The 18,718-nt window shown below is 39.6% G+C and carries 20 protein-coding genes; all 20 read right to left on the bottom strand.

The window, feature by feature from the left end; translation table 11 throughout:
* Positions 1-114: 114 nt before the first annotated feature.
* Positions 115-447 (bottom strand): gliding motility protein GldC, encoded by a 333-nt coding sequence (gene gldC / locus NXS00_RS09855; protein WP_258099019.1) that lies wholly within the window; start codon positions 445-447, stop codon positions 115-117.
* Positions 448-1,257, bottom strand: a complete 810-nt coding sequence (locus NXS00_RS09850) for a M48 family metalloprotease (RefSeq protein WP_258099018.1) — start codon at positions 1,255-1,257, stop codon at positions 448-450.
* An 11-nt stretch (positions 1,258-1,268) separates the two neighbouring features.
* Entirely contained in the window at positions 1,269-2,081 is an 813-nt protein-coding gene (locus NXS00_RS09845) for a M48 family metallopeptidase (protein ID WP_258099017.1), read from the bottom strand.
* Between the two features lie 7 nt (positions 2,082-2,088).
* Positions 2,089-3,018 (bottom strand): bifunctional riboflavin kinase/FAD synthetase, encoded by a 930-nt coding sequence (locus NXS00_RS09840; RefSeq protein ID WP_258099016.1) that lies wholly within the window; start codon positions 3,016-3,018, stop codon positions 2,089-2,091.
* Positions 3,005-3,688 (bottom strand): tRNA pseudouridine(55) synthase TruB, encoded by a 684-nt coding sequence (truB, locus tag NXS00_RS09835; RefSeq protein WP_258099015.1) that lies wholly within the window; start codon positions 3,686-3,688, stop codon positions 3,005-3,007. The genes NXS00_RS09840 and truB overlap by 14 nt, the downstream gene beginning before the upstream one ends.
* On the bottom strand, positions 3,679-4,476 hold the full coding sequence (locus NXS00_RS09830) for an undecaprenyl-diphosphate phosphatase (RefSeq protein WP_258099014.1): 798 nt from the start codon (positions 4,474-4,476) through the stop codon (positions 3,679-3,681). Before NXS00_RS09830 ends, truB begins: the two co-directional genes overlap by 10 nt.
* A 3-nt stretch (positions 4,477-4,479) precedes the next feature.
* The gene (locus NXS00_RS09825; RefSeq protein WP_258099013.1) at positions 4,480-4,707 is read right to left on the bottom strand and encodes a DUF3098 domain-containing protein; all 228 of its coding nucleotides are present in this window, start codon (positions 4,705-4,707) and stop codon (positions 4,480-4,482) included.
* Between the two features lies 1 nt (position 4,708).
* A complete protein-coding gene (locus NXS00_RS09820) occupies positions 4,709-5,599 on the bottom strand; it encodes a cell division protein FtsX (protein ID WP_258099012.1) in 891 nt (296 codons plus the stop codon).
* Between the two features lie 44 nt (positions 5,600-5,643).
* Positions 5,644-6,558 carry a hypothetical protein gene (locus NXS00_RS09815; RefSeq protein WP_258099011.1) on the bottom strand — a complete coding sequence of 305 codons (915 nt, stop codon included), beginning with the start codon at positions 6,556-6,558 and terminating at the stop codon, positions 5,644-5,646.
* Positions 6,558-7,097 (bottom strand): RNA polymerase sigma factor, encoded by a 540-nt coding sequence (locus NXS00_RS09810; RefSeq protein WP_258099010.1) that lies wholly within the window; start codon positions 7,095-7,097, stop codon positions 6,558-6,560. Before NXS00_RS09810 ends, NXS00_RS09815 begins: the two co-directional genes overlap by 1 nt.
* Positions 7,098-7,195: 98 nt before the next feature.
* On the bottom strand, positions 7,196-7,861 hold the full coding sequence (pdeM, locus tag NXS00_RS09805; RefSeq protein WP_258099009.1) for a ligase-associated DNA damage response endonuclease PdeM: 666 nt from the start codon (positions 7,859-7,861) through the stop codon (positions 7,196-7,198).
* Positions 7,851-8,279 (bottom strand): DUF2147 domain-containing protein, encoded by a 429-nt coding sequence (locus NXS00_RS09800; protein ID WP_258099008.1) that lies wholly within the window; start codon positions 8,277-8,279, stop codon positions 7,851-7,853. The genes pdeM and NXS00_RS09800 overlap by 11 nt, the downstream gene beginning before the upstream one ends.
* A 33-nt stretch (positions 8,280-8,312) precedes the next feature.
* Positions 8,313-10,775, bottom strand: coding sequence for a ligase-associated DNA damage response DEXH box helicase (locus tag NXS00_RS09795; protein WP_258099007.1), 2,463 nt, complete (start codon positions 10,773-10,775; stop codon positions 8,313-8,315).
* Between the two features lie 19 nt (positions 10,776-10,794).
* Entirely contained in the window at positions 10,795-11,181 is a 387-nt protein-coding gene (locus NXS00_RS09790; RefSeq protein WP_258099006.1) for a DoxX family protein, read from the bottom strand.
* Between the two features lie 41 nt (positions 11,182-11,222).
* Entirely contained in the window at positions 11,223-12,815 is a 1,593-nt protein-coding gene (locus NXS00_RS09785; RefSeq protein ID WP_258099005.1) for an ATP-dependent DNA ligase, read from the bottom strand.
* A 323-nt stretch (positions 12,816-13,138) separates the two neighbouring features.
* A complete protein-coding gene (locus NXS00_RS09780; protein WP_258099004.1) occupies positions 13,139-13,540 on the bottom strand; it encodes a response regulator in 402 nt (133 codons plus the stop codon).
* A 148-nt stretch (positions 13,541-13,688) separates the two neighbouring features.
* Positions 13,689-14,084 carry a DUF2784 domain-containing protein gene (locus NXS00_RS09775; RefSeq protein ID WP_258099003.1) on the bottom strand — a complete coding sequence of 132 codons (396 nt, stop codon included), beginning with the start codon at positions 14,082-14,084 and terminating at the stop codon, positions 13,689-13,691.
* Positions 14,085-14,126: 42 nt separating this feature from the next.
* Entirely contained in the window at positions 14,127-15,383 is a 1,257-nt protein-coding gene (locus NXS00_RS09770) for an alkaline phosphatase family protein (protein ID WP_258099002.1), read from the bottom strand.
* Between the two features lie 122 nt (positions 15,384-15,505).
* Complete coding sequence (locus NXS00_RS09765) at positions 15,506-15,910, bottom strand: hypothetical protein (protein WP_258099001.1); 405 nt, start codon at positions 15,908-15,910, stop codon at positions 15,506-15,508.
* A 207-nt stretch (positions 15,911-16,117) separates the two neighbouring features.
* Entirely contained in the window at positions 16,118-18,460 is a 2,343-nt protein-coding gene (locus NXS00_RS09760; RefSeq protein WP_258099000.1) for a sodium-translocating pyrophosphatase, read from the bottom strand.
* Positions 18,461-18,718 lie beyond the last annotated feature (258 nt).

Raw genomic sequence — 18,718 nt, 5'->3', positions numbered from 1 at the left:
ATCAAGATTGACGCTATTGCTTCACCCGAATTCGTAGAATTTACAATCTATACAATCAAAAAAGCCTGTCAATTACGAAATTGACAGGCTTTTTATCATTCTGTTGTATTTTGATTAACTCATTTCGTTCTTCAAATGAGTCACAAACTTATCACATACAGCGTTTAGCTCCGATGCCATGTATTCGTCACCAGTACTATTGAGAATGGACTGTGCCATTCCACCAATACAATCAATGTAAAAACGCTTCATATCTTCTACCGGCATATCTTTTGCCCATAGATCGATACGCAAAGTATTTTTTGTCTTGTCATCCCAAAGGGACAAACTCACAGATTTGGTTTCTGATGGCCCCTCACCTTGTTTCTCATCTGCATCCCACATAATTGTTTCCGGGATGTTTTGCTCATCTAACTCTACAGAAATCTTTATCTCTGACTTTTTCATTTATGGTAAACTGTTTTGAAAATCCGCATAAGTAAAGCCTGATTCAGAGATTTGTGTTTTATCACAACCTAAATCATCTGCTTTGGCATTAATATCCTCTACTCTAGTAGACGGACTAGGGTGTGTACTTAAAAACTCAGGTCCTCCACTTTGACCAGACTCTAATAATTTTTGAAAAAATGATGCTGCACCATTACAAGCATAGTCAGTATCGGCCAAGTATTCCACACTGAAGTCATCAGCCTCTGACTCTGCACTTCTACTAAATGCCAATGTCGCTCCAGTACCTGCAAGCTGACCTACAATCTGTCCTAATTGACTAGACTCTTCTCCTAGCGCGATGCTCAATAAAATTTGAATACCGTATGCTCTTTGTAATTGCTTAGAAGAGTGACGCTGGTCAGCATGTGCAATTTCATGCCCCATCACCCCTGCCAGGTCATCTGCATTTTCTAAATACTTAATCAAACCGGTATACACATAGATATAACCACCTGGTGTACAAAAAGCATTCAATACATCATCGTCAATGATATGAATCTCCCAAGCAAATTCATCCCTGTAAGACACCTCATCAGAACTCAAAATATCATCGGTCATTGATTGTAGATAATTGTAAGCCTCAGGATATTCAGCTCTAGATAGTATAGTGAAACTGGTATCAGCTTCTATCTCAGCAGCTACCTGTGCTCCCAATTGCTTGTCATTCTCAATCGAGAACAACACGATATCTCCATTTTTATCACAAGACCATAAAGTGCCCAGCACCCCTATGGCTAGAAAGATGACTAATGATTTGAAATTCTTCATGGCGATCAATTTTATTTCGGCAAACTAGCTTTAAAGTCAGCGTAGTTCATACCTACTTCATTAACTGTTTTGGTACTACAAGCTTCTGCAGAAGCAGTTTTATTAATATCTGACACTCTACTTGATGGACTTGGGTGAGTACTCAAAAATTCAGGAGTTCCACCAGTTTGTCCTTCTTTGATCAATTTTTCAAAGAAAGAGGCTGCACCATTACAAGCATATTTCGTGTCAGCCAGATATTTCACCGAAAACTCATCCGCTTCAGCTTCATCAGAGCGACTAAACTTTAGAATAGCTCCTGTACCTGCTAGCTGTGCTACAATTTGAGCCAACTGACTTGGATCATTACCCAGTGCAATACTCATCAGGATAGATAACCCATATTGTTTTTCCATTTGCTTAATAGAGTGTCTTCTATCTGCATGAGCTATTTCATGCCCCATTACACCCGCCAAGTCATCTGCATTTTCCAGATACTTTATCAATCCAGTATACACGTAGATATAGCCTCCAGGAGTACAAAAAGCATTTAGAACTTCATCGTTATCAATGATTTTCAATTCCCAGGCAAACTCCTGCAAATAATCAATATCATTACTCTTAAGAATAGCATCCTTCATAGAGTTTAGGTATTGATACGCTTTTGGATATTGTGATTGAGACAGTATAGGATATTCCTGAGGGTTCGATTCAATTTCCTGACTTACCTGCTCACCTAATTTGCGATCATCGGATGGTGAGAATAATAAAGAAGACACTTTTCCTGAAGAAGCGCATCCTACCGCCGCAACAGCGACGAATATATAAGCAACGACTTGTTTCATAATTTTTCTATTGATTCAATATATCAATCGCTTGAAGCCTGTCTTTGTTTAACTGATCTTTCAATTCTTCGATACTGGAGAACTTTTGCTCCTTTCTCAACAAACGAACAAAGGCCACTTTCACTCGATGATTGTAAATATCTTCATTAAAGTCGAAAATATTCACTTCTATTCTACGCTCCTGTCCAGAAACAGTTGGTCGCTGACCAATATTGAGCATTCCCTGGTAATTTTTACCATCTACTTCTACCCGAACAGCATAAGCACCATCCGCAGGGATTAACTTATAAGTTTCAGGAATGTCCAGATTGGCAGTTGGGAATCCAATACTTCGACCGATGCGATCGCCATCTTTTACAAATCCTGTAATGCTGTATTCTCTTTCTAAAAACTCATTAGCAATATGAATATTCCCATTTGCCAGAGCTTCTCTAATCTTCGTAGAACTGACTCCTACATGCTCAATATCTTGTCTGTGAATTTCCTCAATTTCAAAACCATAGTCTTGAGAATGTTCCATAAGGTAATCAAAACCTCCTTCTCTATTCTTCCCAAAACGATGATCATATCCGATCACCAGCTTCTGTGTATTGAGTTTATTAACTAGAATTTGTCTTATGAATTCATCAGAAGATAACTCAGAAAACTCTCTCGTAAATGGTATTTTGACGAGATAATCAATTCCAATTTGATCTAATAACTGTGCTTTCTCTTCAAAGGTGGTAAGCAACTTCAAATCGTTACTATCTGGCTTTAAGACGAATCTTGGATGTGGCCAGAAAGTAAGCACAACGCTTTTACCTCCCTTTTCTTTAGCAATCTGAATGATTTTCTTAAGGATCTTTTGATGCCCAAAATGAACACCATCAAAAGTACCGGAAGTAACTACCGAATAGTTTGGTGCTTCAAAATCCTTGAGATCCTCAACTAGCTGCATCTTGCTTGATTTGATTGATAAAGTCATCTAACTGATCAGCATCATCAACAGAATAGTCTCCAATTTTAGTTCGTCGCAAGGCACTTAAATGACCACCTACTCCTAAAATCTCTCCAAAATCCCTTGCCATACTACGAATGTATGTGCCTTTTGAACACGCAATTCGAAAATGAATATCTGCTCCTTCAATTTTAGTCAAAGCGAATTCATGGATGACGATCCTACGTGGATCAATTTTTACTTCTTCATTCTTACGAGCCTTCTTGTAAGCACGCTCTCCATTGATGCGAACTGCAGAATGCGCAGGAGGAATCTGATCAAGTGGTCCAGTTAATTTCTTTGCCGCGGCTTCCAGATCATCCTGAGTTAAATGATCTATAGTAGTCTCATTTTCAAACTCAGTTTCCAAATCATAAGAAGGTGTAGTCTTACCTATAGTAATTACTCCTTCATACACTTTATCTAAGCCTTGAAGCTCATTGAGTTTTTTAGTGAACTTACCGGTACCAATAAGTAAAAGACCAGTCGCCAATGGATCCAACGTTCCCGCATGTCCGATTTTCTTAACCTTGATGGCATATCTAAGCTTCTTTACCACATCAAATGATGTCCAGGTAAGTGGCTTATCAATAAGCAATATTTTGCCTTCGGTGTATTGGTTTAGCTCCAAACCTGAGAAAGTATAGCAATCAGTCCAACAATCAAACAATAAACAGCGAAGTAGGTCAACTTACCTTTTCTTACGATGCCTACCATCCATTTACAAGCGATGTAGCCAGCAATAAACGCGGCTAAAAATCCAACAACCATTGGACCAACACCCAGACCATCATAAGCAGATGGTTCTTCAAAGTAGTCTTTAAGCTTCAGCATGCTTGCTCCTAGAATAGGAACAAGAACCATCAAAAACGAGAATCTAGTTGCCTTACTCTTCTCTACTCCTAAGATCAAGGCAGTAGCAATGGTAGATCCTGATCTGGAAATACCTGGAAGTATGGCAATAGCTTGAGCCAATCCGATGATAAACGCCTTTGGCTTGCTTACCTCCTGGTCATTATCTTTCTTAAAATGAGTAAAAAACAACAGTGCGGAGGTAAACAGGAGCATACTTCCTACTAGATATAGATTTCCGGTAAAAAGGGCTGTAATTTGATCTTCAAAAAACACTCCCACAATCCCTACAGGAATCATGGAAATGATGATTTTCACAGCAAAATCCCACGAATCATTCCATTTGAATTCAAGCAATCCTTTGAAGATATCTAGAATATCCTGACGAAAAACGACAATCGTACTTAGAGCTGTTGCAGCGTGAACAATCACCGCAAATAATAGATTTTCACTAGAAGCTACTCCTAACAGAACACTTCCAATTTCCAGATGACCACTACTGCTTACAGGTAAGAATTCAGTAAGTCCCTGTATGATCCCAAGGATCAACGCCTCAATCCAAGTCATGTATTATTCGCTTTCTGTCGAGTTGTTTTTTGGCTTGTAGAATATGGCCACAAACTCTATGATGAACCCGATCATAACAACAATAGGACCCAATGTCAATCCCATGAAGCCAAATCCGTATGGTTCACCATCTGAAGACATGATAAAGAAGCCAATGATCAGTGTCAATACACCTGCTAGCATAATCATGTAGTTAGCCTTTTGGAAGGCAAATTTGCTTTTATCTGACATATCAGTAAAGTTCGTCTAATGAGAGTTTTAAATATTTTCTAACCGCACGATATGTGCTTAAAAAGCCTACCATCATTCCTAATACAATGATGGAACCAAATAATATGGCCAGGCTTTGAATATCTTGTAATTGACTTAAATCTTCGATTCTGGTGTTGGCATAGGTCATTAAGAAAAATAGCATGAGACTAGCAAAAGTCCCGGCCAATAAACCATACCAAACGGATCTTTTTAGGAATGGACCTCTTATGAATCCCGCAGTTGCACCAACTAATTGCATACTTCTGATCAGGAATCGCTGAGAGAACAATGCTAGCTTAATTGTATTGTTAATCAAGATCACTACTACCAGCAACAAAATCAGGAAGAAACCAACCAATATCAATCCGATCTTCGTCAGGTTTTCGTTGATACTTTCTACCAAAGATTCTACATAAGAAACTTCATATACACCACCTATTTTTTCGATATCAGCTTTGATCATTTTCAATGAATCAGAAGCTTGATGACCTGGATTGATATTGACAATCAACACATCACGAAGTGGGTTATCTCCTAGAAACTCTGTAAAATCTTCTCCTGTATCTTTAATGAATTGCTCAGCAGCCTCCTCTTTCGTAACCATTCTAATTACTGGCGCATCGTCTTTCTTCAAAACAAATGGTTTAGAGCCAATGGTACGATTGATTTTGCTGATCTCACTTGAGGTGATCTGCTTATTCAAGAAAACTTGAAGTTCAATATTTTCCTGTATAACAGTTGTTAATTTACTCGCATGCAGTGCCAACATTCCGAATAACCCTATCACAAACAGTGCAAGAGTAATACTCAGAGTTACGCTAACAAACGGGTAACTGCCTAATTTTCGTTTTTTACGGGTTTTCTGTTCCATCCCGCCTCAAAACTAAATAATGTAAAGGGAAAATTGTGAGCCTATTACTTATTGTTACGAATAATATCCAGCTCGTTCACCAACTTAGGATTCACAATCTGATCAAGCTCTTTCACTTTGTCAGTGACATCAATGTTGAAGTACTTGCTTTCGAAGAATAAGTAAAGCTTTCTTTCTTTCACACCATTGATTTCAAGAATCTCGTATGGCTGCTCGTTGAAATCTCCATAAAGGAACAATTTACCGTCAAAGTATTTGTACTTCAAGGTCTCATTCTTCTTCTGAACCGTTTCTACATCTACTGGAGCCACCTCAGTATTCGCAACTTCATCAGTGGTTTCCATTTCTGGAAGGTCAGACTCTGGTGTCACCAAACCTTCTTCTTTAGCTAAAGCATCTGGCTGAGGTACGTTTACCGTAACATCAAACTCTTCGGTCTTGGTAGATTTCTCTTCTACTACTTCCGCCGCAGGCTTAACGGCGTCAGCAATCATTTCTGGTTCAGATTGCTCTTGATATTGTTTCTCTACTGTTTCAGCAACTGCTGATTCTTTCAAATCCCAATCAAATTCGATTGATTGTTGCTCTGTAGGATAATTAACTTCTGTGGTAATAACTTTTGATTGATCAAATTCCGGAGTTGCGTCATCAAGATTAGTGTAAATCAAAACACCAACAACAGAAGCTACAGCAAGGCCTCCAAGTGTTTTCACCAATGAACTACTCCCTAATTGGCCAAGTCCAATCCAACCTGTTGGCGCTACATCGATGGCATCAAGACGAGCTTTAAGCTCTGCCTTACGTACTTGAGATAGACCATTCACGATATTCTGCTCAAAACGTACATTTTGGGCAAAGGAAGGATCGTCAGCTAAAAGTTGGTTGAATTCCTTTAGCTGCTCGGGATTCAATTCACCCCTTAAAAATGCTTCAATTTGATGTTGCTGTGTTGAGTTCATCAATCAAAAAAATCAGTTGTGGTGTAGCGTTCTTTAATTAAGCTATCTAGTTTCTTTTTACACTTATATTTTTTTGTTTTCGCTGTATCTGTATTGGCAAAGTTCATTTTTTCAGCAATATCAGACATATTCAGCCCGTCAAAATAATAATAAGTTAATATCCGCTTACAAGTTTCACCCAGTTCGCTGATACACTGCATCACAATTTTATATCTCTCCTGTTCATCGTGGCTCTGATACTCCTCCTTATCCACTTCTTCGCTACTCAATCGACTTTTACGATCAAGCTCCTTTCGCCACTGATTTAGGCATATGCTATATAGGAAGGTGCTGATCTTGGAAGTAAGTACAAGTTTTCCACTCGCAGCCTTCTGCCAAAACACCACCAAGGCTTCCTGATAGACGTCTTTAGCCTCGTCAAGCGTACCATTATTTTTCAAGACGATGTTTGTCATCATCTTATAGTACTTCTTGTAGAGGTAGTCTAGGGCTCGCTCGTCACCTTTGCTTATTCTATCCAGAATTTCCCTATCCTTCATACACCGAGAGCTTTCGCTCCTTCTTTAAATACATTGAACGTTCAAAAAGTAACCGCATACTTGATGAATTGCTGGTTTATTTCTGTAAAATAATTGATTTACCCGACCAAACCAATGAGTTGCCCTTCTGCAATGGCAAAGATACGATCGGTTTTCAATGGTCGGATTGGGTGACTTCCTGTGAACTCACCAAAAGCAGGAATCAATCCTTTTTGCTTTCCAAACTGAAAACAAGGAAGCCTCGCTCCTTGTCTTGCTATGCCATGAAGCCGAACACAAGGATGCACATGACCGGAAATATTGTAGAGATCTGTTTTCACTTCCTCATGAGTCAAAAGGAATGGTCCGTTTTGATACTCATCCACCACTTTCATCCTGGTTTGCAGGTAAGACCCTTCATCTAATATATCATGATTCCCTTCAATTAACAGCTGTTGGATCCCACTATGATGATTGGACCATTCGATAAAGTCCATCCACTCTTCGTTGTTATCACTATGAAAGAGATCACCCAAAAACAATATCTTCTCAGGTTGATATCGATTTATCAACGAATTCATTTTTTGCAAATCTGTGATATGAACTTGTCGCGGAATAGGAACACCATGTTTACGAAAATGCCCTGCTTTCCCCAAATGAAGATCTGCAACAATCAAAGACTTATCCTCCTGCCAATAAATTGCTCTATCAGCATCCAGAACAAACTCTTGATCTAAAAATTGAAATTTGTAATTGGCACCGAGCAGCTCGGGACTACCCTTCATATGGTAGCCATGTTTGAGTACGATATAGAAACATCACATAACCTCGAACCATCAGCTTACCATCCTCTATCCAAAGTTTGCAATCATAGACATTACCACTTTCGGGATCGAGAATCTCACCATCTTCATAGACATTTTCTCCCTTTACAAGCTCCATGTCGGTGATGATTTCCATTCCGATAATCTTCTGATTTTTTTTCTTCCCTGGGCATTCCTCACAGATTGGATCTTGCTCCTCACCTGGCTCTCTGAATAGTTTCACGATTTTGCCATAAAACTTACCATCACGCTCTTCTATTTCAACAATTGACCGTGGTTTTCCAGTTTCGTCATCTATTGTTTTCCACTGACCCGCTATAGATTGAGCGTTTAAGCTTGTGACAATAAGTGTAAATAGTGCTAGGAATACTACTTTCATATTTATTTAGGGTTAATAAGTCTTCAAAAATAATCAACTCTGTTTATTCGCAGCACGTTCCAACTGCATTTGCATTTTTGCAATACGATCCGATAGCTGCTCAGAGGTGAGGTTCTGTCTACGGAACATGTCCACCAGAATAGGAAACGCAAATGGTGTTGGTTTTATGGTTTCTTTTAGAACAATTTTTTGATCATTGATTCTTCGCATAGCTTCCAACAATCGGCTGTGCTCCACCTGCAGTGTCAGCACTTCTTCCATTGATTGTCTGATCAACAGGTTTTCTTTGTCGTATTCTTCAAATACCTTAAATAAAATGCCTGATGAAGCCTGAAGGTGTTTTGCACGAATTCCTTTCCCAGGATATCCTTGAAAGATCAGCCCGGCAATGGTTGCCACATCTCTAAACTTACGCTGAGCCATTTCAGTCATATTGATGGACTCCTGAATATCCTGAAACAGGTTTTCTTCATTGAACAAATCAGACTCCAATGCCTCCTCAATCGGAATCTCCTGATCTGATAATAGCTCAAACCCATAATCATTCATAGAAATGGAGAAGGTAATGGGCTGAATGCGACTGATCCGTAACGCAACTACTCCACCTAAAACTTCATGAACGAACATCCCTTCAAAGGGATAGATAAAAATGTGATAGCCAAATCGAGTTTTGGTTTTTTCTATGAGTAGATTCTTCCTGGAAGGTATATCAGACCACTTGGCTTGCAAATCCAGAATAGGCTTAATGGTATGCATTTCTATGTCTGCATAATTTCCTTCAACAGCCTGCTCAAATTTCTCACGAATTTTGTCCGCTAGCATTGAGGAAAGAGGCAACCTTCCTCCCATCCATTGTGGCGTTAGACCACTTTTCTTGGAGGACTTTTTAACTAGAACGGTTAAATCCTTGATCCGAACAAATTCGAGATTCTTTCCAGCAAACCAGAAAGTATCTCCGGGATTTAAGCGAGAGATAAAACTCTCCTCTATAGTTCCTACATATCCTCCAGTCATGAACCGTACCTTCAAAGCAGGATCACCGACTATCGTTCCAATGGAAAGTTTGTGCTTAGTTGCTGCTTTTTTGTTGATGATCTTGTAGATGCCGTCATCATTGTAAACTTTGGCAAACTCATCATACTGACCGAGTGTTTTACCTCCAGTAGTGATAAATTCCAAACACCATTGCCACTCTTGAGCAGTCAACCTTCTATAGGAATACGTAGTTTGAAGTTCTTCTAATATCTGAAGCGGTTTAAATCCTCCGCTCACAGCTAAAGTTACCAGGTACTGTATCAACACATCCAAACTCTTCTCAAGTGGCTTCCTACTTTCAAATTGTTTTTCCTGGATAGATTCTCTCAGTGCAGCCCCTTCTACCAACTCCAAAGAGTGCGTAGGAACGAAATATATTTTAGAAACCGCACCTGGCTGATGTCCGCTCCGTCCTGCACGCTGAAAAAAACGTGAGATACCTTTAGGGCCACCCACCTGTATCACAGTGTCAACAGGTCGAAAATCTACACCTAGATCCAAACTCGATGTACAGACTACTAACTTCAACTTTTCTGCATGTAGAGCGTCTTCTACCCAACCACGAATGTCGTTGTCCATGGAACCATGATGCATGGCAATTACACCCGAGAGTTCAGGAGCGAACTTTAATATAGCCTGATACCACAGCTCCGTTTGCGAACGTGTATTGGTAAACAGCAAAGTCGTTCTGGATCGATTGACAATGGGAATAATCTTAGGCAACAGTTTGGTACCTAAATGGCCTGTCCAGGGAAACTTTTCCACTTCATCTGGCAAAACAGATTCGATCAAGACCTCTTTATCAATATCAGCACGGACAGTCACACTCTCCTTGTGATAGTCTTCACCAAGGAGCACGCGCTTGGCCTGAGGTAAATTGCCAATCGTAGCACTGATACCCCAGATTTTTAATTGAGATCCATTAAGTGCTTTTAATCTTGAAATGGCTAATTCCGTAGCCACACCTCTTTTAGTACCGAGTATTTCATGCCATTCATCTACTATAATGGCTCTTAGGTTCTTGAAAAAGTTGGGATAATCACTTTGACTTAATAAGACATGGATACTTTCCGGTGTGATAACCAATGCTTGTGGAGCCTTTTTCTTCTGACTTTGTCGCTGGCTTGTAGTGGTATCCCCAGTTCTTAAACCAACTTCCCATCTCAAGTCAAGATCATCACAAACCTCCTGCATTGCTCGTTGAATATCTTTCGCTAGGGCGCGCAAAGGCGTTACCCAAAGTACTCGCACTTCAGGTGTGATCTCTTCTGGTTGATGATCTCTTAAAAACTCAAGAATCGTTGGTATCCAAAGGGCATAGGTTTTACCACTTCCAGTAGGCGCATTGAGCAATCCACTCTTACCATTCAGATAGGCATTCCAGGCCTCTTCCTGAAAAGGGAATGGTTTCCATCCTTTCTTCTTAAACCAATTGTATGCAGGCTTTAATACGTCATCCACTCCCCTCTAAAGAATAAAATCAAGCAGTTTGTTTATTCAGGAAAGGTAAATCATCTTTTCGCATCCATAAAATCATTAAGCTACTAATAAAGACCGTCAAGGCATAGTAGAATAACTGCCCATCATCATGCATTACTTCGATTCCCAAACTGGTCAAGTGAAAGAAGATGGCTCCTGAGATCACTCCTAGTGCAACAATAGCACCATAAACTCTGTATTTTGGCCAAAGCAACAGAACGCCTGCTATCAATTCAATAAATCCTGATGTCCAACGTCCCCAAGGCTCCATACCAACTTGGGTGAATATGTAAACGCTTTCATCACTTCCAGAAAATTTAAAAAATAAGGTTTGCAATAACAGAAATGCCGCAAGGATGCTTAGCAACCATTCAAAAATAATTTTCATAGGGTTAAAGTTTAGTTAATTGAAGATAATCAAATTCCCAATTAACCATATACCTCTAATAGCGACTGTAGATCCTTTAAGCTATTCGCCTCTTCTGGCTTCTTATCTTTTCGCCACCTGTGAATTCTAGGGAATCGAACCGCAATACCTGATTTATGACGTGTAGAAGCAGATATTCCTTCAAAATGAATCTCGAACACTTGTGTCACATTTACAGTCCTTACAGGGCCAAAACGTTCCTTTGTATTAGCCCTGACAAATCGAGTAACTTCCAATATTTCTTTATCTGTGAGCCCAGAATAGGCCTTCACAAATGGCACTAATTGATCTCCATCCCATACGGCAAACGTATAGTCAGAATACACGTCAGCACGTCGACCATGTCCTTTCTGAGCATAAATCATCACTGCATCTATACTCAATGGATCTACCTTCCACTTCCACCAATCTCCTCTCTTTCTTCCAGTCTGATAAACAGAAGACTTTCGCTTTAACATAAAACCCTCTGCATAATGCGCTCGAGATTCTTCTCTAAGTATTGAAAGTTCCTCCCAACTTGAAAACGAAACCTCATCAGAAAGCATGATCAAGCCATTTATATCTGACTGACTCAGTACTTCTTTCAGTTTCTCTCGTCTCCAGGAGATAGGTTCTTCCCGAATATCTCTTCCTTCATATTCCAACAGATCATAAGCAAGTATTCTGGCAGGAGCTTCCTTCAGTTGCTTTTTTGTCACATTTTTCCTCCCAATCCTGGTCTGTAAGAGCGAAAATGGAAGCGGCTGACCATCTTTAAAAGGTAAAAGCTCTCCATCTATCACCACTCCATCTGGCATCAATTCACTTAATGGTTGTAACTCAGGAAATTTCTCAGTGATCAGTTCTTCACCTCTACTCCATAAAAAGAGTTGATCCTTTCGCTTGATCAATTGAGAACGAATGCCATCCCATTTCCACTCGGCTATCCATTCATCAACCATTCCCAATTCTTCAATAGGTGACTCTAGAGGATAGGCAAGGTAAAAAGGATACGGCTTAGACAGATCTTCATTCGCATCCTTCTTCAAAACAAGTTCTTCAAAGGAAATGCTTGAAGGATCCCATTTTCCTGTTAATCGATGAGTAATTTCTGTAGCTTCATGATCTGTCAACTCAGCTATGGCTCGAATGACTAAATTCTTAGAAACGCCAACTCTAAAACCTCCAGTGATCAGCTTATTGAAGACAAAACATTCTTGTTGCTCCAATTCACTCCAGGCTTGAAGGATTTTGCCTTTCTTCACCGCTTCTTCATCATTCTCCATGGAAAGTAAATATTCCAACCAATAAGTCAGCGAATGATCCTCAGAGTTTGAAGCGTATGGAAGAACCAAAGAAAGCGTCTCAGCCAAATCACCTACCACAGCATAACTCTCCTCAAAAAGCCAAGCATCAATACTAGCCTTTTCAAGAGCCCATGCTGTTAACAGCCTGGTATTTACTTTTCTCTTGGGTCTTCTAGATGTGAATAAGGCAATCGTCCAAACCTTATCAGTATCGGAAACAGATTGGAAATAAGACTTTAGAGCGGCTACTTTTTTCAGTGTACTGGAGGTGTTTTCCAAATCCTGAAGAAGTTGAGCAAATGCTTTCATTTTACTATCTAACTATTATTCAAGCATTGTGTTTGGCTATAAAAAAGAAAGCCCCCCTCTGGAACGAGGGGAGCTAATCACCAACCTAACCTAACTAAAAAGTTATTCTTAAATATTTTTATTAACCAACCTGATTACTAATTAGCTATTACCGTGCCAAAAACTTAAATCAGTTATAAATTTTATTCAATCACCCCAATAACCGCATTTAAAGCCACTGAGACAGGTTTCATCTAGAAGAGTGAATTGGATTTTTTACCAAAATGAAAAAGCCCCTCTCTTTTCGACAAGAGAAGGGCTTCTATTTCCACAATAATTTATTCTTATTCGTAATTCATTTTTGGAGATTCCTCTTCGGATAGCAATCTTTCAAACGTAGCATTGACATCTTCAAAATCCCAAGGCTTAGGTATATAAGCATGCAAACCAAATGAGTTATTCGCCTCCAACAATTCTTCTTTGGATACAAACCCGCTCAGGATAATTCTCTTGATCTTATCATCGTAAGCGTGAACTTCCTTTAGGAAGTCTGTTCCTACCAAATCAGGCATTCTATGATCTGAAACAACAATTTTCAAATCTCTCTCCTTCACAATTTCCATAGCCAAAGTTGGATGCTCAGCAATGTGTACTTTATACAAACGTCTGAACGCAGATTTAAAACTTCTTAAGTTCGCTGGTTCATCGTCTACATAAAGAATCTCAAGTTTTTCTGGACGACTCATATATTAGGTTGACTTATAATCAACTACAAGTTAACAACATATTATGCTCACCTCCAACTTTCCTGCTGATCGGGAATATTTTTATACCAAAAAGGATAAATGGACTCTGAAATAGTTCTCAAAATTCTCAATTACTTAATCTTGGAACTTACATCAATGATTGTGGCTCTTTTGCATGACTTTTTACATGCTTAGAATAGACATACACACTCATGACTATTCCAAAAACCAGACCCGACACTGTGGCAACATCTACCATTAGTGTTGGAAAATTGAGACCAAGGATTTTCTCAACCATGTACTCAATGAAGGAGCTCGGCATTCCTGTTTCGCCCAATGCTCTTTTCACATCCCAATGCCAATCTGTTAATGGACAATAGCCAATCACACCTTTGTAAAGGCCTAGTAACAACCAAGCCACCAAAGTCAATAAAATAGCGGTAACATGGTATTTTCTGCATTTTGGAAGCAACCACCCAAAAACAATAAATAGTACAAATGCACTATGAAATACCGTAAGAAACAAATCTAAAAGATGTAACATGATAGCATACTTATCTAAAAGCATGCCAATTTTAAAATCGCCTTATTTTCGCAGTATACCGCCTAAAACAGCAGATTTACCATCTATCTCATGCGAATACTTCAAGCCCAATATCTCAGCTAAAAGTGGATATATATGGATATTTTGAAATGGTGAAATTTCAACTCCTTCTTTAAATGACGGACCACTTCCATAAAAAATTGCTCCCATTTCCTCATGATCGAATGGATTAAAACCGTGCGTACCTCCAGAAACTGGTTTGGCTTTATCCAAAATCACTGTTGGTGCCTTAGAGATAAGAACCAAATCTCCTATGCAATCTTCATTTTCAAACATCAGATAATCAGGAACCGCATCCGCCTTGTAGACATCTATATTCTCTACCTTCAAAAGTTCATTGTAAAGCTTTTCCAATTTTGCTGAATCCGGCTGATAGATCATTGGAGGAAAGCTGTACGCTACCTTAGCATCATCTAAATCCAAAACCTCTGGCAAAACGATACCTCGGCTGATGTTAGCCATTCCATGATCAGAAACTAACACTACATTAACCGGCAGACCTGAGGACTCTATACCTTTCAAAAGTTTACCGATCACTCGATCTATTTCAAGTACAGCTTCTTTAGTCTTCTCATGTTCGGGACCATAACGATGGCCTGCATCATCGACCAACGAGAAATAACCTAAAATCAAGTGCGGTCTTTCCCTTTCAGAAAAACCCAACCATTCAACGATTCGATCTACACGATGCTCATTTGCAACTCGGCTTGTGTATGGATAGGAATAAGTGGAATAAATCCCTTCGATTGGTGCCTCTGACCCTACCCAAAAAAAGTTAGCGGATAGCATCTGATGTTGCTCTGCAAGTACCCAGATTGGAACACCAGAGTACCATGAAGCATCCGTCACTGCTTTCTTATCTCTAATGTTATACCAATAGTCCTTTTCTCTGCTATAAAACTCATTACTAACCAACCCATTATTACCAGGATACATTCCTGTTACGATGGCATAATGATTTGGGAAAGTCTTACTTGGAAATGAAGGAATCATACGCTCTGTAGAAACCCCACTGTCAATGATTGACTGAATATTAGTAGCACCATAGCGCTCAGCATAATCATAACGAAAACCATCAATGCTGAGCATGATCACGTAGGGCTGCTGCATGGCCCAATCCGAATTTTTACGGCCTTCTACTTTCCTTTCAAGTGACAGCACTTCCTCATAAGAATAAGTTTGAGCATAAAGCGCTAAGCAAGTCACACTCATAGTGACAATCGCAACAATTTTTTTCATTCGCCTAATCTTGAGGCACAAAACTGATAAAATCTAACGGAATGAACTCAATAGAAAGGAAAAAACCCCTAATCAACCAGTGAAAAGGGGCTATGAATAATTATCAGTAATCGAATAAAATCTTACATCAAGTTGACAAACTCTGTAATGCCATCTTTGATCAACTGTGATTTACCGCGCAGGGCAGCCGGGGAAACTTCCACCAATTTCTTGAACGTATCATACAGCTCTGTTTTCCGGTTGAGATTCGTTTCAAACTGTTCGGGATCCTCCTCGGGTGTATCAGATTTCTTAAGTTCTGTAAGTTGCTTCTTATTTTCTTTCAGAATTTCCTTCATTAATGGCATTAACTCTTCCATGGTAGTTCTGGCTTCCTGAAAGTTTCTTGAGTCAATAGCTTCATTCAACTGATCAGATAACTCTTCGAATTTGGCTTTATCTGAAGTTCCACTTGCAATCAAAAAAAGAGGAGTTACACTCATCCAAAGAACAAGTGATAATAGGTTCGGGCGTGTAATTTTCAACATAAGATTGGCGCGTTGATTTACACAAATATAATAATTTTTATTTAACCAACTATTTTACAGATAGTTACACTATCACAATTAAACCTTTAATTACATAAAGCAACCTAATCAACTAATAATTGAACACTTAAAACCTCGAAAATAAAACCATTAAAAAAGCCCGTCAGGGTCTCCTAACGGGCTTTTGGACTTTTATCGTTTTAAAGATTATTTAATATCTTCAACTACTTTTTCGATTTCTTCTTTAGAACCTTCAACAGTCTTAGTTTCAGTATCCTCTCCGTTAACAATGGTGATTTCGGCTTTTAGATTTTCTTCATCCTCACCTTCTATGGTCACCTTTATTTCTCTTTTCTCAACTATTTGCTCTATCACTTCGGTATTAGCAGCACTATGAGAAACTCCTCCATAAATCTCTCCAAGAATTGGCGCGATTACCAAACCTACCAAACAAGTTAATTTGATCAAGATATTCATGGATGGCCCGGATGTATCCTTGAAAGGATCACCAACCGTATCTCCAGTTACTGCAGCTTTGTGGGCATCAGAACCTTTGTAAGTCATCTCTCCATCAATCATCACCCCAGCCTCAAAAGACTTCTTAGCGTTATCCCAAGCTCCTCCAGCATTGTTCTGGAAGATCGCCCAAAGCACACCTGACACAGCAACACCGGCCATATAAGAACCTAGCGCCTCAGGTCCCATAAGGAAACCTATCAAAATAGGTGCAACAATGGTAATAGCTCCCGGCAACATCATTTCACGGATTGCAGCCTTAGTTGAGATATCTACACACTTACCATATTCTGGTTTACCAGTTCCTTCCATGATCCCAGGAATTTCTTTGAACTGACGCCTAACCTCTTTTACCATTTCCATAGCAGCCTTACCCACAGATCTCATAGCAAGGGCTGAAAATACTACTGGCACCATACCCCCGATAAATAAAGCAGCAAGTACGTCCGCTTTGAAGATGTTGATTCCATCGATACCTGTAAAGGTTACATAGGCAGCAAAAAGTGCCAAAGCAGTCAGAGCAGCAGAAGCAATCGCAAAACCTTTACCAACAGCAGCGGTAGTGTTACCTACTGAGTCAAGGATGTCAGTTCTTCCTCTTACTTCTTCTGGCAACTCGCTCATTTCTGCAATACCTCCAGCATTATCCGCAATCGGCCCAAATGCATCAATTGCTAACTGCATAGCAGTAGTAGCCATCATTGCAGATGCAGCGATACCTACACCATAAAAACCTGCTAACTCATATGCACCCCAGATCGCTCCAGCGAATAACAAGATTGGCGCAAATGTTGAAATCATACCTGTCGATAAACCAGCAATGATATTAGTAGCAGCTCCAGTAGCTGAATTTTGTACGATATCTAATACTGGTTTTTTACCAAGACCTGTGTAATACTCAGTAAAGTATGAAATAGCTCCACCAACAAATAGTCCTACCAATACCGCATAGTATACATATCGAGAAGAGAATGTTTTCACTCCTTCTCCGAAGAAACTCATAGAAATAGTCTCAGGCAACAGGTGCTGGATGATAAACCAACATGCAACGGCAGTCAAAATAATAGATCCCCAGTTACCTTTATTTAAAGCACTTTGTACCTGCGCTTCTTTGGCATTGTTATCTGAAATTCTGATCAACATGGTACCTGCGATCGAGAAAATGATTCCTAAACCTGCGATCACCAATGGAAGAATGATTGGTCCAATGCCATTGAATTGATCTGTGATAGATCCTCCCATATCGCGAATCACATAGTTACCAAGCACCATAGATGCTAATACAGTAGCTACATACGAACCAAACAAATCGGCGCCCATACCTGCTACGTCACCTACGTTATCACCTACGTTATCAGCAATAGTTGCAGGGTTTCTTGGATCATCCTCTGGAATACCAGCTTCTACTTTACCCACAAGGTCCGCTCCTACATCAGCAGCTTTGGTATAAATACCACCACCCACACGAGCAAACAGAGCAATAGACTCTGCTCCAAGAGAGAATCCAGCCAATGCTTCTAGTACCATGGTCATGTCATCATTGGAAGTCCAATTACCTCCCATGAACCAGGTAAACAACAATATGAATAGGATACTAAGTCCAAACACAGCAAGTCCAGCAACTCCAAGGCCCATGACCGTTCCTCCTGTGAAAGACACTTTCAATGCTTGTGGAAGGCTAGTTCTAGCAGCCTGCGTTGTTCTTACGTTAGCTGCAGTAGCGATTCGCATACCAATATTTCCAGCCACAGCAGAGAAAATTGCTCCGATCACGAAAGCAACCACAATGAACCAGTGAGTGGTCTCCACCATCATGGAAATGATACCAAGAAGAATTCCTGCAACTACTACGAAAATGGCAAGAACACGATATTCGGCACTCAAAAATGCCAGCGCACCTTCACGAATGTGGTTAGCAAGAGATTGCATTTTATCATCTCCAGCATCCTGCTTGTTGACCCATTGTGACTTGATAATCATCACAACGATCCCTATCAGTGCCAACACGGGCACTGCGTATATCCAGTAACTCATATTTTTATTAGGTTTTTCAAAAGATGAGCAAATATAACAGGCTTACTGAATTATGAAAATCATACAATTGATAAGTGATAAAAGGGTCAATTTCACTTTTCTCAAAATAAACCACCACTCTTTGATCTATTTGAAAAATCTTAGGCCGTTTGTTGGAATTATTAATTCACTTTTAAAAGAGTGCATCTATTATTCGCAAAGAGGCTTATGGAAAGATAGTTGGGTAATGATTAAAATCACTGCAAAAGCTGGCATATG

It is taken from the genome of Marinoscillum pacificum, from assembly GCF_024714495.1.
Taxonomy (GTDB): domain Bacteria; phylum Bacteroidota; class Bacteroidia; order Cytophagales; family Cyclobacteriaceae; genus Marinoscillum; species Marinoscillum pacificum.
The sequence above is the reverse complement of the archived record's forward strand: the minus strand, read 5'-3'. Positions and strand labels throughout refer to the sequence as shown.

What these genes read in the sequence shown, in the direction of transcription:
- gldC (WP_258099019.1), bottom strand. Translation starts at nt 447, where the DNA reads ATGAAAAAGTCAGAGATAAAGATTTCTGTAGAGTTAGATGAGCAAAAC.
- NXS00_RS09850 (WP_258099018.1), bottom strand. Translation starts at nt 1,257, where the DNA reads ATGAAGAATTTCAAATCATTAGTCATCTTTCTAGCCATAGGGGTGCTG.
- NXS00_RS09845 (WP_258099017.1), bottom strand. Translation starts at nt 2,081, where the DNA reads ATGAAACAAGTCGTTGCTTATATATTCGTCGCTGTTGCGGCGGTAGGA.
- NXS00_RS09840 (WP_258099016.1), bottom strand. Translation starts at nt 3,018, where the DNA reads ATGCAGCTAGTTGAGGATCTCAAGGATTTTGAAGCACCAAACTATTCG.
- NXS00_RS09830 (WP_258099014.1), bottom strand. Translation starts at nt 4,476, where the DNA reads ATGACTTGGATTGAGGCGTTGATCCTTGGGATCATACAGGGACTTACT.
- NXS00_RS09825 (WP_258099013.1), bottom strand. Translation starts at nt 4,707, where the DNA reads ATGTCAGATAAAAGCAAATTTGCCTTCCAAAAGGCTAACTACATGATT.
- NXS00_RS09820 (WP_258099012.1), bottom strand. Translation starts at nt 5,599, where the DNA reads ATGGAACAGAAAACCCGTAAAAAACGAAAATTAGGCAGTTACCCGTTT.
- NXS00_RS09815 (WP_258099011.1), bottom strand. Translation starts at nt 6,558, where the DNA reads ATGAACTCAACACAGCAACATCAAATTGAAGCATTTTTAAGGGGTGAA.
- NXS00_RS09810 (WP_258099010.1), bottom strand. Translation starts at nt 7,097, where the DNA reads ATGAAGGATAGGGAAATTCTGGATAGAATAAGCAAAGGTGACGAGCGA.
- pdeM (WP_258099009.1), bottom strand. Translation starts at nt 7,861, where the DNA reads ATGAAGGGTAGTCCCGAGCTGCTCGGTGCCAATTACAAATTTCAATTT.
- NXS00_RS09800 (WP_258099008.1), bottom strand. Translation starts at nt 8,279, where the DNA reads ATGAAAGTAGTATTCCTAGCACTATTTACACTTATTGTCACAAGCTTA.
- NXS00_RS09790 (WP_258099006.1), bottom strand. Translation starts at nt 11,181, where the DNA reads ATGAAAATTATTTTTGAATGGTTGCTAAGCATCCTTGCGGCATTTCTG.
- NXS00_RS09785 (WP_258099005.1), bottom strand. Translation starts at nt 12,815, where the DNA reads ATGAAAGCATTTGCTCAACTTCTTCAGGATTTGGAAAACACCTCCAGT.
- NXS00_RS09780 (WP_258099004.1), bottom strand. Translation starts at nt 13,540, where the DNA reads ATGAGTCGTCCAGAAAAACTTGAGATTCTTTATGTAGACGATGAACCA.
- NXS00_RS09775 (WP_258099003.1), bottom strand. Translation starts at nt 14,084, where the DNA reads ATGTTACATCTTTTAGATTTGTTTCTTACGGTATTTCATAGTGCATTT.
- NXS00_RS09770 (WP_258099002.1), bottom strand. Translation starts at nt 15,383, where the DNA reads ATGAAAAAAATTGTTGCGATTGTCACTATGAGTGTGACTTGCTTAGCG.
- NXS00_RS09765 (WP_258099001.1), bottom strand. Translation starts at nt 15,910, where the DNA reads ATGTTGAAAATTACACGCCCGAACCTATTATCACTTGTTCTTTGGATG.
- NXS00_RS09760 (WP_258099000.1), bottom strand. Translation starts at nt 18,460, where the DNA reads ATGAGTTACTGGATATACGCAGTGCCCGTGTTGGCACTGATAGGGATC.